The organism is Larkinella rosea (assembly GCF_003858635.1).
GTDB lineage: Bacteria > Bacteroidota > Bacteroidia > Cytophagales > Spirosomataceae > Larkinella > Larkinella rosea.
In genome coordinates this window covers 701,140-719,700 of the sequence record NZ_RQJO01000010.1, presented here as the reverse complement: position 1 = coordinate 719,700, position 18,561 = coordinate 701,140, and the positions used below count along the sequence as shown (strand labels likewise).

General features: G+C 53.6%; 20 protein-coding genes. 10 read left to right on the top strand and 10 right to left on the bottom strand.

Annotated elements, in window-relative coordinates; all coding sequences use genetic code 11:
- The first annotated feature begins 82 nt into the window (after nucleotides 1-82).
- Nucleotides 83-1,219 carry a BamA/TamA family outer membrane protein gene (locus tag EHT25_RS23850; RefSeq protein ID WP_124877668.1) on the top strand — a complete coding sequence of 379 codons (1,137 nt, stop codon included), beginning with the start codon at nucleotides 83-85 and terminating at the stop codon, nucleotides 1,217-1,219.
- On the opposite strand, the gene EHT25_RS23845 is transcribed toward EHT25_RS23850, so the two are convergent.
- On the bottom strand, nucleotides 1,220-1,576 hold the full coding sequence (locus EHT25_RS23845; protein WP_124877667.1) for a DUF2752 domain-containing protein: 357 nt from the start codon (nucleotides 1,574-1,576) through the stop codon (nucleotides 1,220-1,222).
- 10 nt (nucleotides 1,577-1,586) lie between these two features.
- The gene (locus tag EHT25_RS23840; RefSeq protein ID WP_124877666.1) at nucleotides 1,587-2,120 is read right to left on the bottom strand and encodes a CD225/dispanin family protein; all 534 of its coding nucleotides are present in this window, start codon (nucleotides 2,118-2,120) and stop codon (nucleotides 1,587-1,589) included.
- A 259-nt stretch (nucleotides 2,121-2,379) separates the two neighbouring features.
- On the opposite strand from EHT25_RS23840, the gene EHT25_RS23835 reads away from it, so the two are divergent.
- The 7 genes from EHT25_RS23835 (at nucleotide 2,380) to EHT25_RS23805 (ending at nucleotide 8,651) form a co-directional block, all read left to right on the top strand.
- The gene (locus EHT25_RS23835) at nucleotides 2,380-4,509 is read left to right on the top strand and encodes an outer membrane protein assembly factor BamB family protein (RefSeq protein ID WP_124877665.1); all 2,130 of its coding nucleotides are present in this window, start codon (nucleotides 2,380-2,382) and stop codon (nucleotides 4,507-4,509) included.
- A 77-nt stretch (nucleotides 4,510-4,586) separates the two neighbouring features.
- A complete protein-coding gene (gene gcvH / locus EHT25_RS23830) occupies nucleotides 4,587-4,967 on the top strand; it encodes a glycine cleavage system protein GcvH (RefSeq protein WP_124877664.1) in 381 nt (126 codons plus the stop codon).
- A 52-nt stretch (nucleotides 4,968-5,019) separates the two neighbouring features.
- The gene (locus EHT25_RS23825; protein ID WP_124877663.1) at nucleotides 5,020-6,315 is read left to right on the top strand and encodes a dihydroorotase; all 1,296 of its coding nucleotides are present in this window, start codon (nucleotides 5,020-5,022) and stop codon (nucleotides 6,313-6,315) included.
- 39 nt (nucleotides 6,316-6,354) lie between these two features.
- On the top strand, nucleotides 6,355-6,915 hold the full coding sequence (locus EHT25_RS23820) for a DUF4199 domain-containing protein (protein ID WP_229311777.1): 561 nt from the start codon (nucleotides 6,355-6,357) through the stop codon (nucleotides 6,913-6,915).
- Nucleotides 6,916-6,935: 20 nt separating this feature from the next.
- Nucleotides 6,936-7,463, top strand: coding sequence for a DUF4199 domain-containing protein (locus tag EHT25_RS23815; protein WP_124877661.1), 528 nt, complete (start codon nucleotides 6,936-6,938; stop codon nucleotides 7,461-7,463).
- A gap of 110 nt (nucleotides 7,464-7,573) precedes the next feature.
- Complete coding sequence (gldF, locus tag EHT25_RS23810; protein ID WP_124877660.1) at nucleotides 7,574-8,302, top strand: gliding motility-associated ABC transporter permease subunit GldF; 729 nt, start codon at nucleotides 7,574-7,576, stop codon at nucleotides 8,300-8,302.
- Between the two features lies 1 nt (nucleotide 8,303).
- Entirely contained in the window at nucleotides 8,304-8,651 is a 348-nt protein-coding gene (locus EHT25_RS23805; RefSeq protein ID WP_124877659.1) for a VanZ family protein, read from the top strand.
- Between the two features lie 62 nt (nucleotides 8,652-8,713).
- Here EHT25_RS23805 and EHT25_RS23800 read toward each other — a convergent pair whose 3' ends face one another.
- Nucleotides 8,714-9,814, bottom strand: coding sequence for an alkaline phosphatase family protein (locus tag EHT25_RS23800; RefSeq protein ID WP_229311775.1), 1,101 nt, complete (start codon nucleotides 9,812-9,814; stop codon nucleotides 8,714-8,716).
- 150 nt (nucleotides 9,815-9,964) lie between these two features.
- On the opposite strand from EHT25_RS23800, the gene EHT25_RS23795 reads away from it, so the two are divergent.
- Nucleotides 9,965-11,245, top strand: coding sequence for a Gfo/Idh/MocA family protein (locus EHT25_RS23795; RefSeq protein ID WP_124877658.1), 1,281 nt, complete (start codon nucleotides 9,965-9,967; stop codon nucleotides 11,243-11,245).
- Nucleotides 11,246-11,263: 18 nt separating this feature from the next.
- Here EHT25_RS23795 and EHT25_RS23790 read toward each other — a convergent pair whose 3' ends face one another.
- The 7 genes from EHT25_RS23790 to EHT25_RS23760 form a co-directional block, all read right to left on the bottom strand.
- Nucleotides 11,264-12,580: a DUF4270 family protein gene (locus tag EHT25_RS23790; protein ID WP_124877657.1), complete on the bottom strand. Its 1,317-nt coding sequence runs from the start codon at nucleotides 12,578-12,580 to the stop codon at nucleotides 11,264-11,266.
- 159 nt (nucleotides 12,581-12,739) lie between these two features.
- Nucleotides 12,740-13,063 carry a DUF4907 domain-containing protein gene (locus tag EHT25_RS23785; RefSeq protein ID WP_185731465.1) on the bottom strand — a complete coding sequence of 108 codons (324 nt, stop codon included), beginning with the start codon at nucleotides 13,061-13,063 and terminating at the stop codon, nucleotides 12,740-12,742.
- 4 nt (nucleotides 13,064-13,067) lie between these two features.
- The gene (locus tag EHT25_RS23780) at nucleotides 13,068-14,075 is read right to left on the bottom strand and encodes a Kelch repeat-containing protein (protein ID WP_124877655.1); all 1,008 of its coding nucleotides are present in this window, start codon (nucleotides 14,073-14,075) and stop codon (nucleotides 13,068-13,070) included.
- A gap of 149 nt (nucleotides 14,076-14,224) precedes the next feature.
- The gene (locus EHT25_RS23775) at nucleotides 14,225-15,196 is read right to left on the bottom strand and encodes a hypothetical protein (protein ID WP_124877654.1); all 972 of its coding nucleotides are present in this window, start codon (nucleotides 15,194-15,196) and stop codon (nucleotides 14,225-14,227) included.
- A gap of 27 nt (nucleotides 15,197-15,223) precedes the next feature.
- Nucleotides 15,224-16,675, bottom strand: a complete 1,452-nt coding sequence (locus EHT25_RS23770; RefSeq protein WP_124877653.1) for a S41 family peptidase — start codon at nucleotides 16,673-16,675, stop codon at nucleotides 15,224-15,226.
- A 115-nt stretch (nucleotides 16,676-16,790) separates the two neighbouring features.
- Entirely contained in the window at nucleotides 16,791-17,621 is an 831-nt protein-coding gene (locus tag EHT25_RS23765; protein WP_124877652.1) for a PepSY-like domain-containing protein, read from the bottom strand.
- A gap of 44 nt (nucleotides 17,622-17,665) precedes the next feature.
- On the bottom strand, nucleotides 17,666-18,331 hold the full coding sequence (locus EHT25_RS23760) for an SGNH/GDSL hydrolase family protein (protein ID WP_124877651.1): 666 nt from the start codon (nucleotides 18,329-18,331) through the stop codon (nucleotides 17,666-17,668).
- Between EHT25_RS23760 and EHT25_RS33035 the strand changes: the two genes are divergently transcribed.
- Nucleotides 18,331-18,528, top strand: a complete 198-nt coding sequence (locus EHT25_RS33035; protein ID WP_124877650.1) for a hypothetical protein — start codon at nucleotides 18,331-18,333, stop codon at nucleotides 18,526-18,528. The genes EHT25_RS23760 and EHT25_RS33035 overlap by 1 nt on opposite strands.
- Nucleotides 18,529-18,561 lie beyond the last annotated feature (33 nt).

The following is an 18,561-nucleotide window of genomic DNA, read 5'->3' as shown; positions in this document are numbered from 1 at the left end:
CCGGTTTTTCCGGGCGTTTTTTGGAAGCAGTCAAATCAATCGGGCGGTTTTTCCAGTTGTGATTCTGACTAGATGACGAACCATGGAAATTCGCCTGCGAATACTTCTACTGATAGTGCTTCACGGAGGCTTGTTTTCGCCGGTTTGGGCTCAGGGACAGGTGGTGCGGTTTGTGAAAAAAGTGCTGAACGACACCTCATCGGCAGCTACATCAAAACTGCTGGTGTTTCCGACGCTCGGTTTTTCGCCCGAAACCAGTCTGGAAGTAGGCATCCGGACGTTCTCGTTATTTTATGCGAAGGGCGATACGGTCGTCAACCGCCTGAGCGAAGTCAATCTCAATACCTTCGTAACGCTGAAAGGCCAGTTTGGTGCCTTGCTCGAAAATGCCGTTTATACCAACCGGAATACGTATTTTTTTCTGGGTCGGGCGCGCTACCAGCAGTTTCCGCTGCTCTATTACGGCATTGGTCCCGCCACCTCCAAGTCCAGTCCGGTGTTGGTCAATTCGGTTTATTTTCAAATCCGCCAGCGCATTCTCCGCAAGGTCAAAAACAACTGGTATGCAGGCATTGAAGCCGATTTCCAAAGCATTCGGCGGGTGAATTTTGAATCCGAGGAAACGCCAAACTTTGAATTACCGGTGGGCGGAACGGGTTCTGAAACAACAGGACTGGGGCTGGCGCTGGTCTACGACGATCGAAAAAATGTCCTGAATGTTCGCAAAGGACAGTTTCTGGAAACCGGAATTTTGTGGTACCAACCCGGGTTGGGCAGCGATTTCAGGTACCGGAGCGTGGTGCTCGACGGGCGGTTATACCGGCCACTGGGCCGCCCCAGCCGGGTGCTGGCGGTGCAACTGGCCGGAACGTTCATGACCGGGCAGATTCCGTTCAATAACCTGGGCCTGATCGGGGGCGAATCGCTGATGCGGGGTTATTACCTGGGGCGCTACCGTGACAAAAATGTGCTGGCCACGCAGGCCGAACTCCGCTGGTTACCGTTTGGATTCAGTAAACGCTGGGGTGGAACGGTGTTTGCCGCAATGGGGACCGTTGCGCCCTCGGTGGGGGCCGTCCAGCTCAATCACATTCGCTGGGCTGCGGGCGGGGGAGTGCGGTTTTTATTTTTCCAGAAAAAAGATGTGTTTCTCCGGGCCGATCTGGGCATTACGCGCGAAGGAACGGGCCTATACATCTCGCTGGGCGAAGCATTCTGATCACCCGATATTGCGCCCGATCCAATAAACAACCACGATTCCAAAGACAACCAGACTGGCTGTTTTTCCGTAAAACCGCTGGTGGAAAGCCGCCTGTGTTTCCCGCAAAGGCGTGTACTCCATTACCAAACCGGTCAATACATACGGCAGGGAGATCACCATCAACGGATTATGGTGATACGCCTGCCGCAGGTTGCCGTGCAAGAGTTGATGAAAACAGCGTTGCGAACCGCAGCCCGGACATTCGAGCCCGGTGAGCAGCCGAAAGGGGCAGGGCGGAAAGAACGACACCCGGCTGGGGTCGAACCAGAAATAGACCGAAGCCATTCCCAGCAGCACCAGCGCGCCGATCACCATCCCCGGTTTTTTAGAAATAGGAATTGGTAAACCCACTGAAAACGCCGACAACAATCGCGATGATGTATAAGACCCAGAAACCGATCGAGACAAAAAAACCAACTTTGGTCCATTTGGCGGCTTCGTCGGAAGCCCGCTGCGCACCGGCAAAATCGCCGTTGCCGTAACGGGAGTCGACGTTGGAGGCATTGACAATACCGGCAATTCCAAAGGGCAAACAACAGAAAAGCGTCACCAGGATCGATTCGACCAGCCAGGTTTTAGGCCGCTGGGAACCGCCGACCAATGGTTGATTGGGCGTATACGACTCCTGAAACGGTCGGCTGGCGGGCTGGCCCTGGACGGGGGGCAGCGACGGATTATACGGTGGCACCGGAGCGCCGGAAAGCCATTCGTTGATTTCGGGAACCGTGCTGGCAGCCACCCAGTCGGGCAATCCCTGCGTCCAGACTTTGGTGTCGGGCTTGATCGGTTTTGACCGTAATTCTTCCAGCGTAAACGGGCCCAGCTGTTGGTTGCCCTCCAGGTAGTAATATTGTTTCATGTAGAAAAAGTAAGTAGCGGTTTTGGGATTGATACTGAATGGGATGGCAATCAATCCGCTCCGTCGTAGGGAAAGATAGCGGATTGAAAGATAGAAAAAGATGGCAATTGATGCGGTATATGAAGGGTGCTTTTTTTGTAAACGGTAACAAAGTGGTATCAACTTCAATTTTTCGGTCACGATCCTTCCGGCGAAGGAGTAATAAAGCGGGGTAAAAGCCTTTCAAAAGATCAGATAGAACGGTTTGAATCCAAGTCAGATGCTCCGGAACTTTGCTGCCTGGTGGCCCGCCAGTTTATTAATCGCATTGATTGTTGCCTTTGTACCAGTCCCTTTCCCGGATTCACCCGATACCGACTGGCGCGAATACAACGGCAATGCCGAAAAAAATCATTACTCGTCGCTCCATCAGATCACGCCCGAAAACGTCAGCCAACTGACGAAGGCCTGGGAATACGCTTCCGGAGGTGCCGATTCGGTACGCAATCAGACGCAGATGCAGTGTAACCCGATCGTGATCGACGGTATTTTGTACGGCGTTTCGGCGGGTTCGCAGGCGTTTGCCCTGGATGCGGCCACCGGACAGGAACGCTGGAAAACCGCCCTGAACGACGAAACCTTTAAAATGAACAGCCGGGGCGTTACCTACTGGGCCAATGGGGCGGATAAACGTATTTTCTTCTCCTTCGGACACTGGCTGTATGCGCTCGATGCCGCGACCGGAAAACCGGTACCGACCTTTGGGCGGGCGGGAAAAATCAGCCTGCGCGATGGCCTGACCCGAACCGGCGCCGACGATTACGTGATTTCCAATACACCGGGCATCATTTTTGAAAACCGCATCATCGTCGGGACCCGGGTATCGGAAGGGCCGACGGCGCTGAAAGGCGATATTCGGGCCTACGACGTTCGAACGGGGCAATTGGTCTGGACGTTCCGAACGATTCCGGAACCGGGCGAATTTGGCTACAACACCTGGCCCAAAGATGGCTACCGGAACGTGGGCGGTGCCAACAACTGGATGGGCATGGCGATCGACCGGAAACGCGGGATCGTGTATGCGCCCACCGGTTCGGCTGCATTCGACTTTTACGGCGGAAATCGCCTGGGCAACAATCTGTTTGCCAATTGTTTGCTGGCGCTTAACGCCCGAACCGGGCAACGGATCTGGCATTACCAGCTCGTCCACCACGACATCTGGGACCGTGATCCGCCCGCTCCGCCGAATCTGCTGACGGTGACTCATACGGGCCCCGACGGTCGGCCCCGAAAAATTGATGCGGTGGCCCAAATCACCAAACAGGGACAGGTTTTTGTGTTTGATCGGGTAACCGGAAAACCGCTGTTTCCGATCGAGGAAAAACCGTTTCCCGCTTCCGATATTCCCGGCGAAAAGGCGAGTCTAACCCAGCCAATACCCCTGAAACCAGCGCCGTTTACCCGGCAGATTTTTACCGAAAAAGACATCAACGAAACCGTAGCCGACCGGGACGAGATTGTAGGTCAACTGCGGGCCAGCCGAACCGGAACGCCGTATAATCCGCTGGGCCGACAGCGAACGATCTTTTTTCCGGGAACCGATGGCGGAGCGCAATGGGGGGGAGCCGCCGTTGACCCGAATGGCATTATCTATATTCCGGCCAAGGAAATACCGGTTTATTCATCACTGGTGGACGCCCCGAAACCAACGGCGGTGAGCAGTGCGGAGAAATTGTACGCAACGAATTGCGGGGCCTGCCACGGCGCCGACCGCCGGGGTGATCACAGCGGAGCCTATCCGTCGTTGCTGGGGATTGCCGATCGGATGAAACCGGAAGCGATTCATCAGCTGTTGCAGAAAGGGCGGGGCATGATGCCCGCTTTTTCGCATTTGTCGGCGGCCGAACGCACGGCCATTGTCGATTTTATTTCCGGGGCAAAAACCGGTCAGGAGGCCGTAGCGACCACGAAAACACTCACCTGGGTGCCGTACACGCACACGGGTTATAACCGTTGGTACGACCGAAACGGGTTTCCGGTCAGCCGCCCGCCCTGGGGAACGCTGACGGCCATCGACCTGAACACCGGCGATCACCGCTGGCAAATTCCGCTGGGTGAATTTCCGGCGCTGACCCAACAGGGACTGCCACCGACCGGAACCGATAACTACGGCGGCCCCGTTGTAACGGCCAGCGGCTTGCTTTTTATTGCCGCAACCCCCGACGAGAAATTCCGGGTCTTCGACCGACAAACCGGCAAACTGCTCTGGGAAACGCAGCTACCGGCGGCTGGCTACGCAACTCCCGCAACGTATTCGGTGCGCGGCAAACAATATGTCGTGATTGCCTGCGGTGGTGGAAAACTGAAAACCCGCTCCGGCGACCGGTACGTGGCCTTTGCTCTCAAATGAGTACTAACAACGCCGGTTCGGGGGTTTGTAAAACCGGTTTACCTGTGTAAATTGCAGCGCTAAACGAAACGTTACGTATGAATTTTCCCGGAGAATTAAAGTATACGCAGGATCACGAGTGGATTCGCATCGAGGGTGACACTGCCGTTGTTGGAATTACGGATTTTGCCCAGAGTGAATTAGGTGACATCGTCTTTGTGGACATTACGAGCGTGGGTCAGAGTTTGGCGAAAGGCGAGGTATTTGGATCGATCGAAGCCGTTAAAACTGTCTCGGATCTCTTTTTGCCGATTGCCGGCGACGTACTTGAAATTAATCCGGAAGTTGAAAAATCGCCCGAACTGGTCAACGATGACCCCTATGGCCGGGGTTGGATTATCCGTTTGAAATTGACCGATGGTGCCGAAACCGATGACCTGTTGTCGGTCGAAGCCTATAAAGATTTGGTGGGTGCTTAAGCCACCGATTTAATCAGGAAGCTCCACCCGGGGCTTTTTTTTTGCATTTTCCATGAAAGTACTTATCCGTGCCGCCCGAATCGTAGACGCCCAGTCGCCCTTGAATGGACATGTTCGTGACGTGTTAATTGAAAATGGTCTCATCCGCCAGATCGGCGAGTCGCTCACCGTTGAGGAATCCGACGGCCCGATTCAGCTTATCGAACGGGACGGGCTGTGTATTTCGCCGGGTTGGGTCGATATGCGGGTTTCGGCGAAAGACCCCGGTTATGAGCAGAAAGAAGACCTGAGCACGGTTTGCCGGGCGGCCATGCTGGGCGGTTTTACCGACATTGCGGTTTTGCCCAACACCAAACCGGCGCTCGATTCAAAAGATACGCTGGGCTACATCCGACAGGCCGCGCAGGGCCATGCGGTCAACGTGCACCCCATCGCGGCCATTACCAAACGGACGGAAGGTCAGGATTTTACGGACATGATCGATTTGCACCATGCCGGAGCAGTGGCCTTCTCGGATGGTGAACTGCCGTTGACGCATCCCGACCTGCTACTGAAAACTTTGCAATACCTGCGGCCGTTCAACGGGTTGCTGATGAACCGACCGGAAGAGCAGAACCTGACGCATTTCGGGCAAATGAACGAGGGACTTTCCAGCACCCTTTTGGGCCTGAAAGGAATGCCCGCGATGGCCGAAGAAATGATGATCGAGCGCGATCTGCGGCTTCTGGAATACACGTATCCCGGGGCCACCGGGCGGTCTGTGGGGACGGTTTTACACTTTTCGACCATTTCGACGGCACGTTCCGTGGAACTGATTCGGCAGGCGAAGGCGCAGGGGTTGCCGGTAAGCTGCGACATTGCGGCTCACCAACTGGCGTTTACCGACTCGGCCCTGATGGGTTTCGATACCAATTTGAAGGTAAATCCACCATTCCGGCTGCCCGCGGACGTTGAAGCCCTGAAGCAGGGATTGGCCGACGGAACCATCGACGCCATCGTTTCGGACCACAATCCGCAGGACGACGAGAGCAAAAACATCGAGTTCGATCACGCTGAATTTGGCATCATTGGGCTGGAAACCGCTTTTGCGCTGGTCCGAACGCATTTTCCGGAACTGCCACTGGAGGATTTGATCGATAAATGGACGAATCGGCCGCGTGAAATTCTGCGGCTGCCCGCGCTGACCATCGGTGAAAACCAACCGGCGACGCTGACGTTGTTCGATCCGGAGGTGGAATGGACGTATGAACGCACGGCTTCGCGGTCAAAAAACTCGCCTTTTTTTGGCAAGACGTTGCGAGGCAAGGCGTTAGGAATTATAAACAAAGGTTTTGTTGACCATTTATAAAACCCGGTGAAACAACTTTTTGCATTTTTTAACCATCCCTTGCTAAAGCTCCCCGTTTTTTTCGGGCTGCTGGCGGGTGTATTGTGTTTTGTGTATTTTCTGGTGCTGTCTTCCCTGAATATCATGCCGTTAGGGAATAAAAAAGTACTGGATTTCGGATTTCAGATCATCATGATGGTAGCGGCTGTCTGGTATTACCGGAAGAACATTGGGCACGGTTTTCTGCACCTCTGGGAAGCTCTCACCATCTGTTACGTGGTCAATACGGTGGGCGCGTTGCTGACGGCCTGGCTGATTTATTTGTTCCTGAAATACGTTGATCCTGCCGTTTTTACGCAATACCTTGACGAAATGCGGCAGTTAATCGTCTCAACGAAAGGGCGGCTGGTTGAAACGCTGGGGCAGAAGGAGTACCTGAGTGTGCTCAAAGGCGTTGACCGGATTACGCTGGAAACGCTGGTAGGCGACGAAATCAGCAAGAAAACCGTACTGGCCATTTTGCCCGTATTGGTTATTTCGTTACTTTTTCGGAAGCAGGATTACAGCCTGTATAATCCGGCGCCCGACGCACCCAACCCTTCAAAATCCCCTAAATCGTAATTAACTAAACGTGTATTGACATGGAAGAAAAACCGTCTACCGCCCGCCTTGCCCTGAAATGGGGTCTCATTTCCGGGGTTGTTTTTATGATCTGGACCACCATCATCAACGTGGCGGCTCTGTACACCAATCAATCCGTCCAATGGGTAAGCCTGATCATCTCCATTGTGGTCATTATCATGGCCATGCGCGAATACCGCACGTTGAATGGCGGTTTTATGAGTTTCGGCGAAGGAGTTGGTTTGGGAACCTTGCTATCGGTCGTTTCCGGCCTGATCTCGATTACCTATAACCTGATCTATACGAATTTTATCGATACCACCATCCGCCAGCAAATGCTGGACAATGCCCGCGAGCAACTCGAAAACCGGGGCATGGCGGATAGCGACATCGAAAAAGCGATGGAGATTACCGAGAAAGTGCAAAGCCCCGGGTTGCAGTTTGGAATCGGTATTTTGTTTGCGGCCATTTTCGGGGTCCTGATTTCCCTCGTTGTAGCCGCCTTTCTCCGCCGGAATCGCCCTCCCTTCTCCGATTTTCAGAATTAATAGTGAGAGGTGAGATGTTTGACAAGAGAAGTGAGACATGCAATAAATTGATTACTGAATGAGTTATTTTATCTTTTATCTCTTGTCTATTCTCTTTTAGTCTCCTGAACATGCTTCCAGTTTTTCGGAAAGAAATCAACGGTTTTTTCAGCTCTCCAGTTGCTTACGTCATCATGATCGTGTTTCTGACGGCGGTGGGGCTGATGCTGTGGGTCTTTCCCGATACGAGTTTGCTGGACTATGGATATGCTGATCTGGGCGTTTTTTTCAACCTGACACCCTACGTCATGCTGTTTCTGATTCCGGCCATTACCATGCGCTCTATTGCCGAGGAAGTGCGGGCCGGAACCATCGAATGGCTGCTTACCAAACCGCTGACCCGCTGGCAACTGGTGCTCGCTAAATTTCTGGCCAACTGGCTATTAGTGGTACTGTTATTGCTGCCAACGCTGGTATATTATTATTCGGTTTACCAACTCGGTAACCCGCCCGGCAACCTGGATTCGGCATCGGTTTTCGGATCGTACGTGGGGTTGCTGTTGCTGGGGGGCGTGTTTGTGGCGGTGGGCCTGTTTGCCTCATCCATCAATGAAAATCAGGTAGTTGCGTTCGTTTTGGGCGTATTTCTGTGTTTTCTGCTGTACGTTGGCATCAGTTCGGTAGCTGGTCTGGAGTTTTGGGGTTCGCTGGCCTACCCGCTGACGTGGCTTGCGCTCGATGAGCAATACCAGGCGCTGGGCCGGGGCTTGATCGACTCCCGGAATGTGCTTTATTTAATCAGTGTAATAATGGTTTTTTTATTTCTGACCGAGTGGCGAATGACCGCCCTCACCCGCTGATATGCGACTGGAAGTTCTGATCAAATGGGCCGCCATTGCCTGGACAATCATTATTTTTATCGGCTGTGCCTGGCCGAGCGATTACCCCTCGCCGGGGCTAACGGTGAATGATAAGCTGATGCACATCAGTATTTTTGGCCTGTGGGCTTTGCTTTGGGTAACGATTTACCGGTTTCCGGCGCGCCTGTTCGTAATTGGCGTCATCTACGGTTTTCTGATCGAGATTTACCAGTTGGTAATGCCCATCAACCGGGATTTCGAATGGCTGGACCTGGCCGCTGATGCCGTTGGTATCGTTTTGGGGCTGGTGGCTGGCACACTGGTGATACGACGGTTGATGAAGGGCTGAGTTATACTAAGAACCAAAATGAAAAAGGATCTCTGAAAAGCTCAGAGATCCTTTTTCATTTTCTACGGTTTCAATACCGTCAAAACCGGCGGCCCAACCGGGTGTTCACACTTGAAATCCTGCCCCAGTAACCGGGCTACGGTAGCCGCCAACTGGTTCTGATACAGTACCGGGCCGCCGGACTGTTCGCCCGTGGGCGGGGTGTCGGGACCGATCACGGCAAACCACATCTGGTACGAATCCGGCGTTTTCGTGCCGTGGCCTTTCCAGGTTGCTTTGGGCGTATGACCCCGCCCGTGGTCGGTAGTGACAATCAGCGTCGTTTTTCCGGCGTATTGCGGAATTTGCTGCACGGTTTTCCAGAGGTCGGCCAGGAACGCATCCACGGCATGGACCATCCGCAGATCGTCGGCGTAGCGACCGGCGTGGGCCAGCCCGTCGGTTTCATCGAATTGCATGAACAGCACTTTCGGGCGGTTTTGGAGTAGGTAATTCTTCGCCATGTAATAGGTCAGGAAATCACTGCGGACCGTTTTATCCCAGACTTGCGGAGGAATGGTGGACATCATGCTGTTGAGCAGCGAATCCGCAGCGGTTTTTGGTGATGGAATCGGCTCGTTGCCGGAGTTGGCGTAAATACCGGTTTTCTTCTCATTCACGGCCGCTTCAATCACATCCCAGGACGAAAAAGCCGCAATTCTGCCTTTGTAGTCGGGTTGGTTGTGTAAGAATTCGAGAACGGTGGTATTGGGGTTATCGATTTTATCGTTCGATTTGATGCGATCGTCGGCGTAACCGGACAGAATTTCGTTGTAGCCCGGATAACTGAACCAGAACGGATTCGAATTATTGACCCGGTTGTTTTTCAGTCGGTTGCCATAAAGCTGGCCCTGCCTGGAAACCGTGTTCCAGAGAAAAGGGAAAACCAACTGGCGTCGTTGCTGCTGCGTCGAAGCCCAGAAGTTTTTGCGGGCCGCCGAGGTGTCCGGCGAATAAACCGGATCGAATAACAGCGTCGAATCCGCTCCGGTGAAGACTTCCTGCCAGCGGACGCCGTCGAGCGTGACCAGAATGACGTTTTGGGTTTGCTGCGCATTCGCGAGCGAAAAACCGCTCAGCATCAGCAAAAGAATCCGACAAAAATGACGTAAGGATTGGTTCATGCCAGGTAGAATAAAGCTTGGGTGGGGGATAGATGGAAAGGTAAAATAGCAAAAAGCCAGCAAACTCTTCCGCATGGTGGCTGTTAATTTTTCGTGAAGACTTGAAAAAATTTGTACCTTGAAAATTCAATTTCCGACCCTGATAACCGTATGAATCATCCTCTTAACCGCCGGGAGTTCCTGAAGCAGAGCAGCGCGGGAGCCCTCGGATTCGCTTTATTTCCAACCCTTCGGAAAGTGGCCCCCAGCGACCGCCTGCGCATCGCCCACATTGGTCTGGGCGGAATGGGCAACAACCACATGGGCTGGTTTGCCAAACTGCCCGAAGTTGAAATTGTGGCGCTGTGCGACCTGGATCAGGACCACCTGAACGGCAGCCTGAAACGCTTGTCGGAACTGAATCCCGGAACAAAGGCGCAGGGCTACGGGGATTTTCGCCACATTCTGGACCGGAAAGACATCGACGCCATTACTGTGGCCACGCCCGACCACTGGCATGCCCAGATCGCCATTCTGGCTTTCCAGGCCGATAAGGACGTGTATGGCGAAAAACCGCTCTCGTTCGACGTGCGTGAGGGGCAGAAAATGTTGAAGAACCTGAATCGGCACAAGCGGGTTTTTCAGCTCGGAACCCAGATTCACGCCGGTGATAACTACCACCGCGTAGTCGAGCTGATTCGGGGCGGAGCCATCGGCAAGGTGCATACGGTTCGTTTGTGGAAAACCGGTTTGCCACCCGATCTGGGTCCGGCTAATTACCAGACGCCACCTTCGACGCTGAACTGGGATATGTGGCTCGGGCCGGCCCCGCAGTCGCTGTATACGCCCCAGCGGTGCCATTTTACGTACCGGTATTTTCTGGATTATTCGGGCGGGTTTTTTCAGGATTTCTGGTGCCACATTGCCGACGTGGTCTGGTGGTCGATTCAGCCGAAAAACCTGAAAAGCGTCAGCGCGACCGGGGAAGCACCGGACGGAATTGCCGACGCGCCCAAGTCGATTACTATTGATTACGAATTCGAAAACCTGAAACTCCATTGGACTTCCGAGCCGCCCAACGTGCCGGGGGCCGCTAAAAAGGGCATTGGAGCCTATTTCGAAGGCGATAAGGGAACGTTGCTGTGCGATTATGGCTCCCGGGAAATCACCATCAACGGGGTGATCATGACGGATATTGCCGAGATTCCACAAACCATTCAACGTTCCCCCGGCCACCAGCAGAACTTTGTCGACGCCGTCAAATCCCGCTCGCAGCCCGAATCCAATCTCGAATACGCCCGGCAAATGACGATGCCGATGCACCTGGGACTCATTTCCTACCGGCTGGGTAAAAAGCTGGAATGGAATGCCCGAAAGGAAAAATTTGTCCACGACCGGGAAGCCAACGCCTATCTCTCGCGGGAATACCGGCGTAAATGGGACTTGATCTAGCGGTTTTCACACACGCGCTCAGGTGTCCGACGTGACGTACAATTTCAGCCGGATGCGATCGGTCGTATTTTGCCGGTTGCCGAGCGTTGCCCGTTGCAACATGGTCTTCATCGTGGCTTGCCCAATCGGAACCCGCAGCAGCATCGGTCGGTTGACCGCCTGACCTTTCATGACCTGATTGACGTAATGCGTGATGTTGAATACGTACGCATCTTCCAGTTCAATGGCGTTGGGTAAAAACGCGTAGGTGGCCACGGCCGAGGTCGCGCCGGTACTGGTGCCCGGAACCGCATCCGTGGTTTCATTCTGGTTGTTGGTAAAATAGAGACCGAGACTGGATGGGGGGGCAGCATTGTCGCGCACATCCTTTCGAACGGGTTCGATGATCAGTTCGGCCAGATTCAACCCAATGAACTTCTCCGGTTTGATGAATTCGGTCAACGACGGTATTTCAATCCGCGTACTGAGGAAAGCGCCCGGAACCACAAACGAGGTGTTTTGCGTCAATCGACTGGAAACCGCATCCGACGCCCGTTGCAGCGACTGCAATGGGGTGCCGGTCCGGTTGTTGGTTAACTGCGTAAATTGCGAAGCCACAAACGGAAAAAGCAGGTTGTGATTCGTTTGGTTGATGTCATTGCTGCGGTAATAAAGCCGGATTCCGGACAGCGACGACGTCAGGTTCAACCCGAGAAAAACATTGTTGGTCGACGAACTCAGAAAAGCCATTCCCTTCCAGAAATCCCCCATGGTTTCGAGGCTGTTGATTTCTTTGCTGATCAACTTGTCGTAAAACGACTTCGCCAGTGCTTCCGGAATCCGGATCCGAACCTGCCGGATTTCCTCTTTGAACTGGGGAACAAGGGTGGTTTGAAGCAATGGTGTGGGATTGTAGGCCACCGATTGCGTATTGTAATGAACCGCCCCGGGTTCGATGGGTTGCCGGAGTTGATGCACCTGGAGGGTAAACGGACGGAGGGTGTCGCCGACCGAATAAGCGTGAACGACCTCCAGAACGAGTGAATCGAATCGAATGCCTTTTTGGTCGGGCAAATCGTTGGTGACGTACGATAAAGAGGCAAAACCGCGGGCCGACATCAGCCCGGTTTGCGAATCGGACCAGCGACCGACCAGAATGCTGCTGTCGGAAGAGGTTACAAACGAATCCGGCACCATGATGGTTGACAGATTGACGCTCACCGTATCGATGTATTGAAGCAGCATTTCGTCGGGTTTAACCACCCCCTGACCGACGTCCAGGTCTCCCGACATACAGGCCGAAAACAGGACCCCGGCCAGGATCGGTAGCGCAAAAAAGCGCAATAGTGTTCGCATAGAATAGTTCTCGGAAAAATAAATCAGGTAGAATGGGTTTACGGTTTACCGTTTTCAGTATACGGTTTTCGGTTGCTGGCGCATGCCAATGGCGTGTCGCGGTTTACCAAAAAACGTATACGGTATACCGAAAATGGTAAACCGCAAACCATAAACTCGTTACTGCACTGTAATGCCCAACTGGCTGAGCTCCGACGGATTGAGCGTGGGCGGAAATTGCCCCTGACGTAGTTTGGAAACGACGCGCTCGCCGACTTTTCGGGCCAGCATCTCCGTGGGAAAACCGTGCTGGCCCGGCTGGCCCGGCACGGTTGGCTGATCAATCACGGTTTTGCCATTGTGAACGATTTGGTAACCCCAGCCGTTTCCGGTGGCCCTTGTCTGGAGCTCATAGTCCGGTTTTCGAAAAAAAAGACTGTAGACCGTTATCAGCGCCAACCCAACCAGTAAGGTCGTGAGTGATCGAAACTGTGTGGTTCTCATCGACTTAGTTCGTTGATGTATCCTGCACAAGCGTTGGGTCGTATTCCCACAAATCGTCGAAACGGCCGGAACCGCTGCTGCCGGTGGTGATGTATCCCTTGCCATTGATGGCGAAACCAAAGGCATACTGGCGGCCGGTGCCCTCAAACGTGCCCTGCTCGTACCAGTCATCGGTGGCGGAGTCATAGACCCAGACGGCATTGCTGCCATCCCCAACGGTTACGTACCCTTTTGTGCCGATGGCAAATCCGACGGCGTAGCTGCGCTGCACCAGTTCGTCGCTTTCGAAGTCTCCTTTTTCAATCCAGGTGTCATTGGCGGCATCGTAGGCCCACCAGTCTTTTTCGGCCGAGCCATTGTTGTTACCGGTACCGACATACGCCAGACCGTTGATAACGAAGGAAATCGCGCCCAGCCGCTTTGCCCCGCCGTAGCTGGCAATTTTTTCCCAGGAATCCTTGGAAGGGTCATACGCCCAGAAGTCTTTCAGGTAATTTCCGTCGAAACCGGTGCCGACGTATCCTTTGGTGCCTACCGAAAACGCTACGGCATTCCGCCGGGCGGTGCCACCAAAGTCGGCAATGCGTTTCCAGGAATTGGTCGCCGGGTTAAACTCCCAGAAATCTTTCAGCCGTTCGCTGTTGACGTTCAGTCCCGTACCAATGTAACCTTTCGTGCCAGCCGTAAAACCGACCGCCGTGTTGCGGGCTTCTCCCCCAAAATCAGCGAGTTGGGTCCAGGTATTTTTGGCGGGGTTGTACGACCAGAAATCTTTCAGCCGGTCGTTGTCGGCGTTGGTTCCCGTACCCATGTAGGCGATGTTATCGAGAACAAAACCGGCTACGGCATTTCGGGCCACCCCTTCAAAATCGGATCGGCGGTTCCAGTCACCCAGCACGTCAGCTGTATCTTCATTTTTACAGCTGGTGAGCACACTCCCCCATAAGGCCCAGATCAAGGCGTAAAAAACGAAGGTAAGTGTAGCAGAACGGCGGTTTTGAATAAATTTCATTGTTGTTGAGAACGGATTGCGCGGCCAGGGCTTGAATGAACTTTTCATAGAAAAAAGGGGAAAGTGAATAAACGGAAAAGCCGTTGCCGGACTGGCAACGGAATGGGGAACCGGGTACTGAAAGATGTTGTCTGGTATTGATCATGAATTTAGAGTTGATTATTTCGTCGTTTTTCACTGGCCGAACCGGCGCGATTGCCCCGCAGATTAAAAATCCCCGGCATGGTGCGCAGGTCATACCGGAGGGCGTAAACATAGCGCAGGGAAATGCCTACGCTCCAGCCGCTGCCGTTGCTCTGCAGAGCGGCTGCCTGCGACTCTCCGCGATTGACGCTGTACATTAGGTTGGTGGTGATTGAGTTACTAAGTCCCCAGATTTTTCGGGTAAAAAAACTGAGTTCGGCGCGTCCACCGAGTCGGACGGTGTATTCCGCCGAGGCTTCGGCCATCGTGCTGAGGGCGGAACTCAAACGGGTTTCACCGAAAATCTGGATGGTGTCGAGCCGGGCGCGGTTGGTGCGCCCGAATCCACCCCCCGAACCGCTGTAATTATATCCTTCTACTAAAAAGCTGCTCACCTGCCGGCCGTTGTTTGGAACCGCCCAGACCCCGGCACCGAGCCAAAAACCGGATCGTCCGGGAGCCCGGCGGCCAAACCGCAGGAGCCTTTTGCCCCGCAGCACCAATCCGTTTTTGTTGTTCTCGAACCGCAGGTCAAGGGCGTTTGAACCGCTGCCAACAACCAGTGTGTTGTGGATGGGTGAGCGGGCATAACCACCTTCAACTGCCCAGCGTTCGTTGCTGACCCAGCCCACCACGGCGCTCCAGCCGGACCGGGTGGTGGCTTTGGTACTGATCAAGCCGTTGAAAGTCTGGTCGAGCTGACTCTTGTCCATTCGGAAAAAACCGTCGGCACCCACGTACCAACGTTCACGGATATACGCTTCTCCATAGCGGGCCACCAGCTGTTTCATGTCGGTTCGGCGCGTTTTTGCCGATCGCTCGACCGGGTTGTAGGCATCGATGGACTCCACCGATGGACGATAGTAGTCGCTGATTCCCTGGCCCAATGCCGGGCAAACAATAACGGAAAGCCAGAACGTGGTGAGAGCGGTTTTCATGAGAGATGGCCTGCTTAGACGTGTTGCTTATAGCTTGAAAGTTTTAACGTTTAACATGTTTTTAATCATCCGACCCCCTCCGGCTTTCCGTTGGAACGACGAACCGAGGCTGGTCAGGTGGTTGGGCTCTGCCGCGGCCCGCCGGGCAGTACGGCTGCCAACTATCTGAAACAGAGCCTCATTCAGCAGCGCTTCGTTCACATCGCCGAGCGGCAGCAGGTTAATGGGCTCCTGTACTTCCACATTTGGCGTGAAGCCGGACGAATAATCGGACTGTCCCAGACTATTAAAAGATTTGAAGACGATTGGTTGCATGCCCCATTTTATTTTTCCGGAATCATCGACAATCGTAATAGACCCCACATTTTTGCCATAGGTTGTAGTGCCGATGGTTGTAACGGTCATATAAGGTCGGAGGCCGTTGATAATCAATTCGCTGGCCGAAGCGGTTCCTTCTGTCGTCAGCACGAACACCCGCTGGAGGTTACTGCCGATGTTCTGCGATTTGTTGACAAACCGTTGCAGAAAGAACTCATCACCGTATTGCTGCTTGAGATAGGGCGTCAGGCTGGTGTTCCATTCTTCCCGGAAATACACTTTCGTTTGGTCCACATTCTTGCCGATCAGGCTGGCCAGATTGGCCGAAGAAGACGTATAACCGCCCGGATTGTAGCGCAGATCAAGAACCAGTTCGTTGACGCCTTTGGCTTTGAAATTGCTGAAAATGGCGTCGATCTGATCGTCGTATTCGGAACCGGTGCTGTTATTAGGCGCCGGAACAAACTGATTGTAAACCAGGTAGCCGACGGTTTTTCCGCCGACGTTATACACCGAATCCATAAAAACCGGATTGGCCTGGAAAGTGGTGGCCGTAACCGAAATGGATTTGTCGGTATCGACAAGGGCACTGTTCTGCACTTCGGCCAGGCCGAAGGCAAAAGACGTACCGCCCGAATACAGCAGCGAAGCGTAGTTGCTGGTGGTAAGGGTTTGTCCGTTGACTTTACTGATGATGTCGCCCCGTTTAAAACCAGCTGCGGCCGCCGGGGAGTTGGGTAGCACATACAACACCTGCGCAATGACGTTGGTTGAACCCTGGGAACGCAGGTACAGCGTAAATTCCACACCGGTGGTGGTGGATTCTCCGCTCAGCGAAGCCGACAGGTCATCGGCATTTTCCTCGATCCACGAAAACCGGTCGCCGTCGGGGCGCAACGTGGCGTCAAACGAGTACAGGAGCGACTCAAAAAAATCCGAAGGAGCCAGCGTCAGATCGGGGGTGGCGGGAATTTTATCGTTCCAATAATAATACTCCCGCATGTTTTCCAGAATCCAGTTATCGACGGTTTGATTATCCGACGTTGTACCGGTCGCTGTTGGCGTTACGAGATCGGTTTGTTTATTGCACGACGACAGCAGCCAGATGGACAGCAAGGCCATGCCCCACCCGGCGGTTTTTAGGCGCAACGTATTTTTCATAGATTATTTCAGGTTGTATTCAGTATCACTCCTCCCATTCAAACACACAGTCACCCGTTTCCCCCGGCAGCGATGCCATCTCATCGCCGAACCGGGGAAAAGAAAGGTGAGAAACTTACATCCTCGGCTTCAGCTCCTGTTTGAAGGTGCCATCAGCCGCAAAAAGAAGCGCAACCGGTTTGCCATCACTCGTTTTCACCATCACAATGAATTCGCCCTCCGGGGTTTTGGCGGCATCTTTCACCGTCGAACCGGCGTAATGATCCGTCACGTACTTTGTCACGGCGGCTGGCAGATCCGCCACGGCCACAGCCGTCAGTTTACCCCGAAGCGGTTTGGTGACTTCCTTGTTGAAGCTGCCGTCGGTATTGAACAGCAAAGTTTTGGACTGATTGCTCACCACAATCATGACCAGGTAGCCACGGGTACTGTCCTTGGCCGCAGTTTTGATTTCCGCTCCGGCATAATTCGCGCTGACGTAGCTGGTAATTGTAGCTGGCAGATCCGAAACGGCGATTTGCTCCAGGCTGCCTTTTTTGCCGGGACCGCCTTTTCCGTGCGGACCACCACCCTTGCCACCGGGTCCGCCTTTCAGCGCCAGCTCTTCGTTAAACGTGCCGTCCGCGTTGAATAACAGGGCTTTCCCTTCGCCGTTCTGCGTGATGGCGACCAGAAAATTTCCGGCATCGTCTTTGGCGGCATAATCCGTTGTGGCACCGGCGTAATGGGAAGAGATGTAGCTGGTAACACCCGCCGGGAGGTCAGTGACCGCAATTTTCGTTACTTTCTTTTTGCAAAAAAAACCGGAACTGTCGGAAGCCAGCCGGGCCGAACTGATGGATAACGTGGAAGAATCAGAAGCCGGATCGACCGACTGTTGACTCTGATTACATCCGTACAAGCACGCGCCAAGAACCGTCAATGCAATTAACAGGGATTTTTTCATGGTTTTGATATAGTTATAATTGGTTGGTAATGAGTTGGTGAGTACTAGGTGTCCAGTTTTAAATGGCCGGTTGTGATGCTGGGTTCGGTGCGGAAAAAATCATAGAGCCGACGGCCGATCAGTTCGTGGCTGATGGCGTTCAATCGTTCGCGGTCGCCGGTGATGAAAAACTCTTCCCGCGAATCAACCAGCGCCTGTACATCGAACACCTGAAAACCCCGGTGGTGGCCTTCACTTTTTAGAATGGCACTGCCTTTCCGGCGCAGCCAGCCGCTGACCGGTTCACGGTGGGGGAAAGGTGTCATCAGAATAACCCGGCTCCGGTGAAACCGCAGGGTTTCCAGGATCAGCGTCAGGTGACTGTACATTTCGCGCAGCGGTTTGACCCGGCCCAGGAACGACTGCCCCCGTAATTTCCAGGCATTCAGGTATTCGATTAGCTTTTCGCCCGTGCTGGGCCGAAGCACCATGCGGGCATCGCGCAGGTGACGGTTGGCAATCTGTAGAATGATCAGATCATACCGGCGGAGGGGCACCCGTTGCAGCACGTCCGCAATGGTGCAGAGCGCCATCGGAGCGTGGTAAGTGACGACGACCTCCAGTCCTCCGCGCTCCAACTGCTGCACGAACTGATCGATGTAGCTTTGCCGCGTGTTCAGCCCCGAGTCGTAATGGAGACTATCCGCAATGACCAACAGATGTATTTTCATTGCCTTATTCATTTCAGGTTCGGCGTCGGAGCGGTTTTGCTGGCCTGGAAGCCTCCCGGTTTTCCAACGATACAATTGCCATTACGCCGGAGAATTTGGCACCGTTGCAGCGGTATTCGAAAAAAAAGGCAGAAATTGAGGAAAAAGAAAAAATAAAAAAAAGTCGTTGGCTCCTGCAACAGTCGCCTGATTTTTGACGTATTGGCGGTGTATGCGTGAATTATTTACTT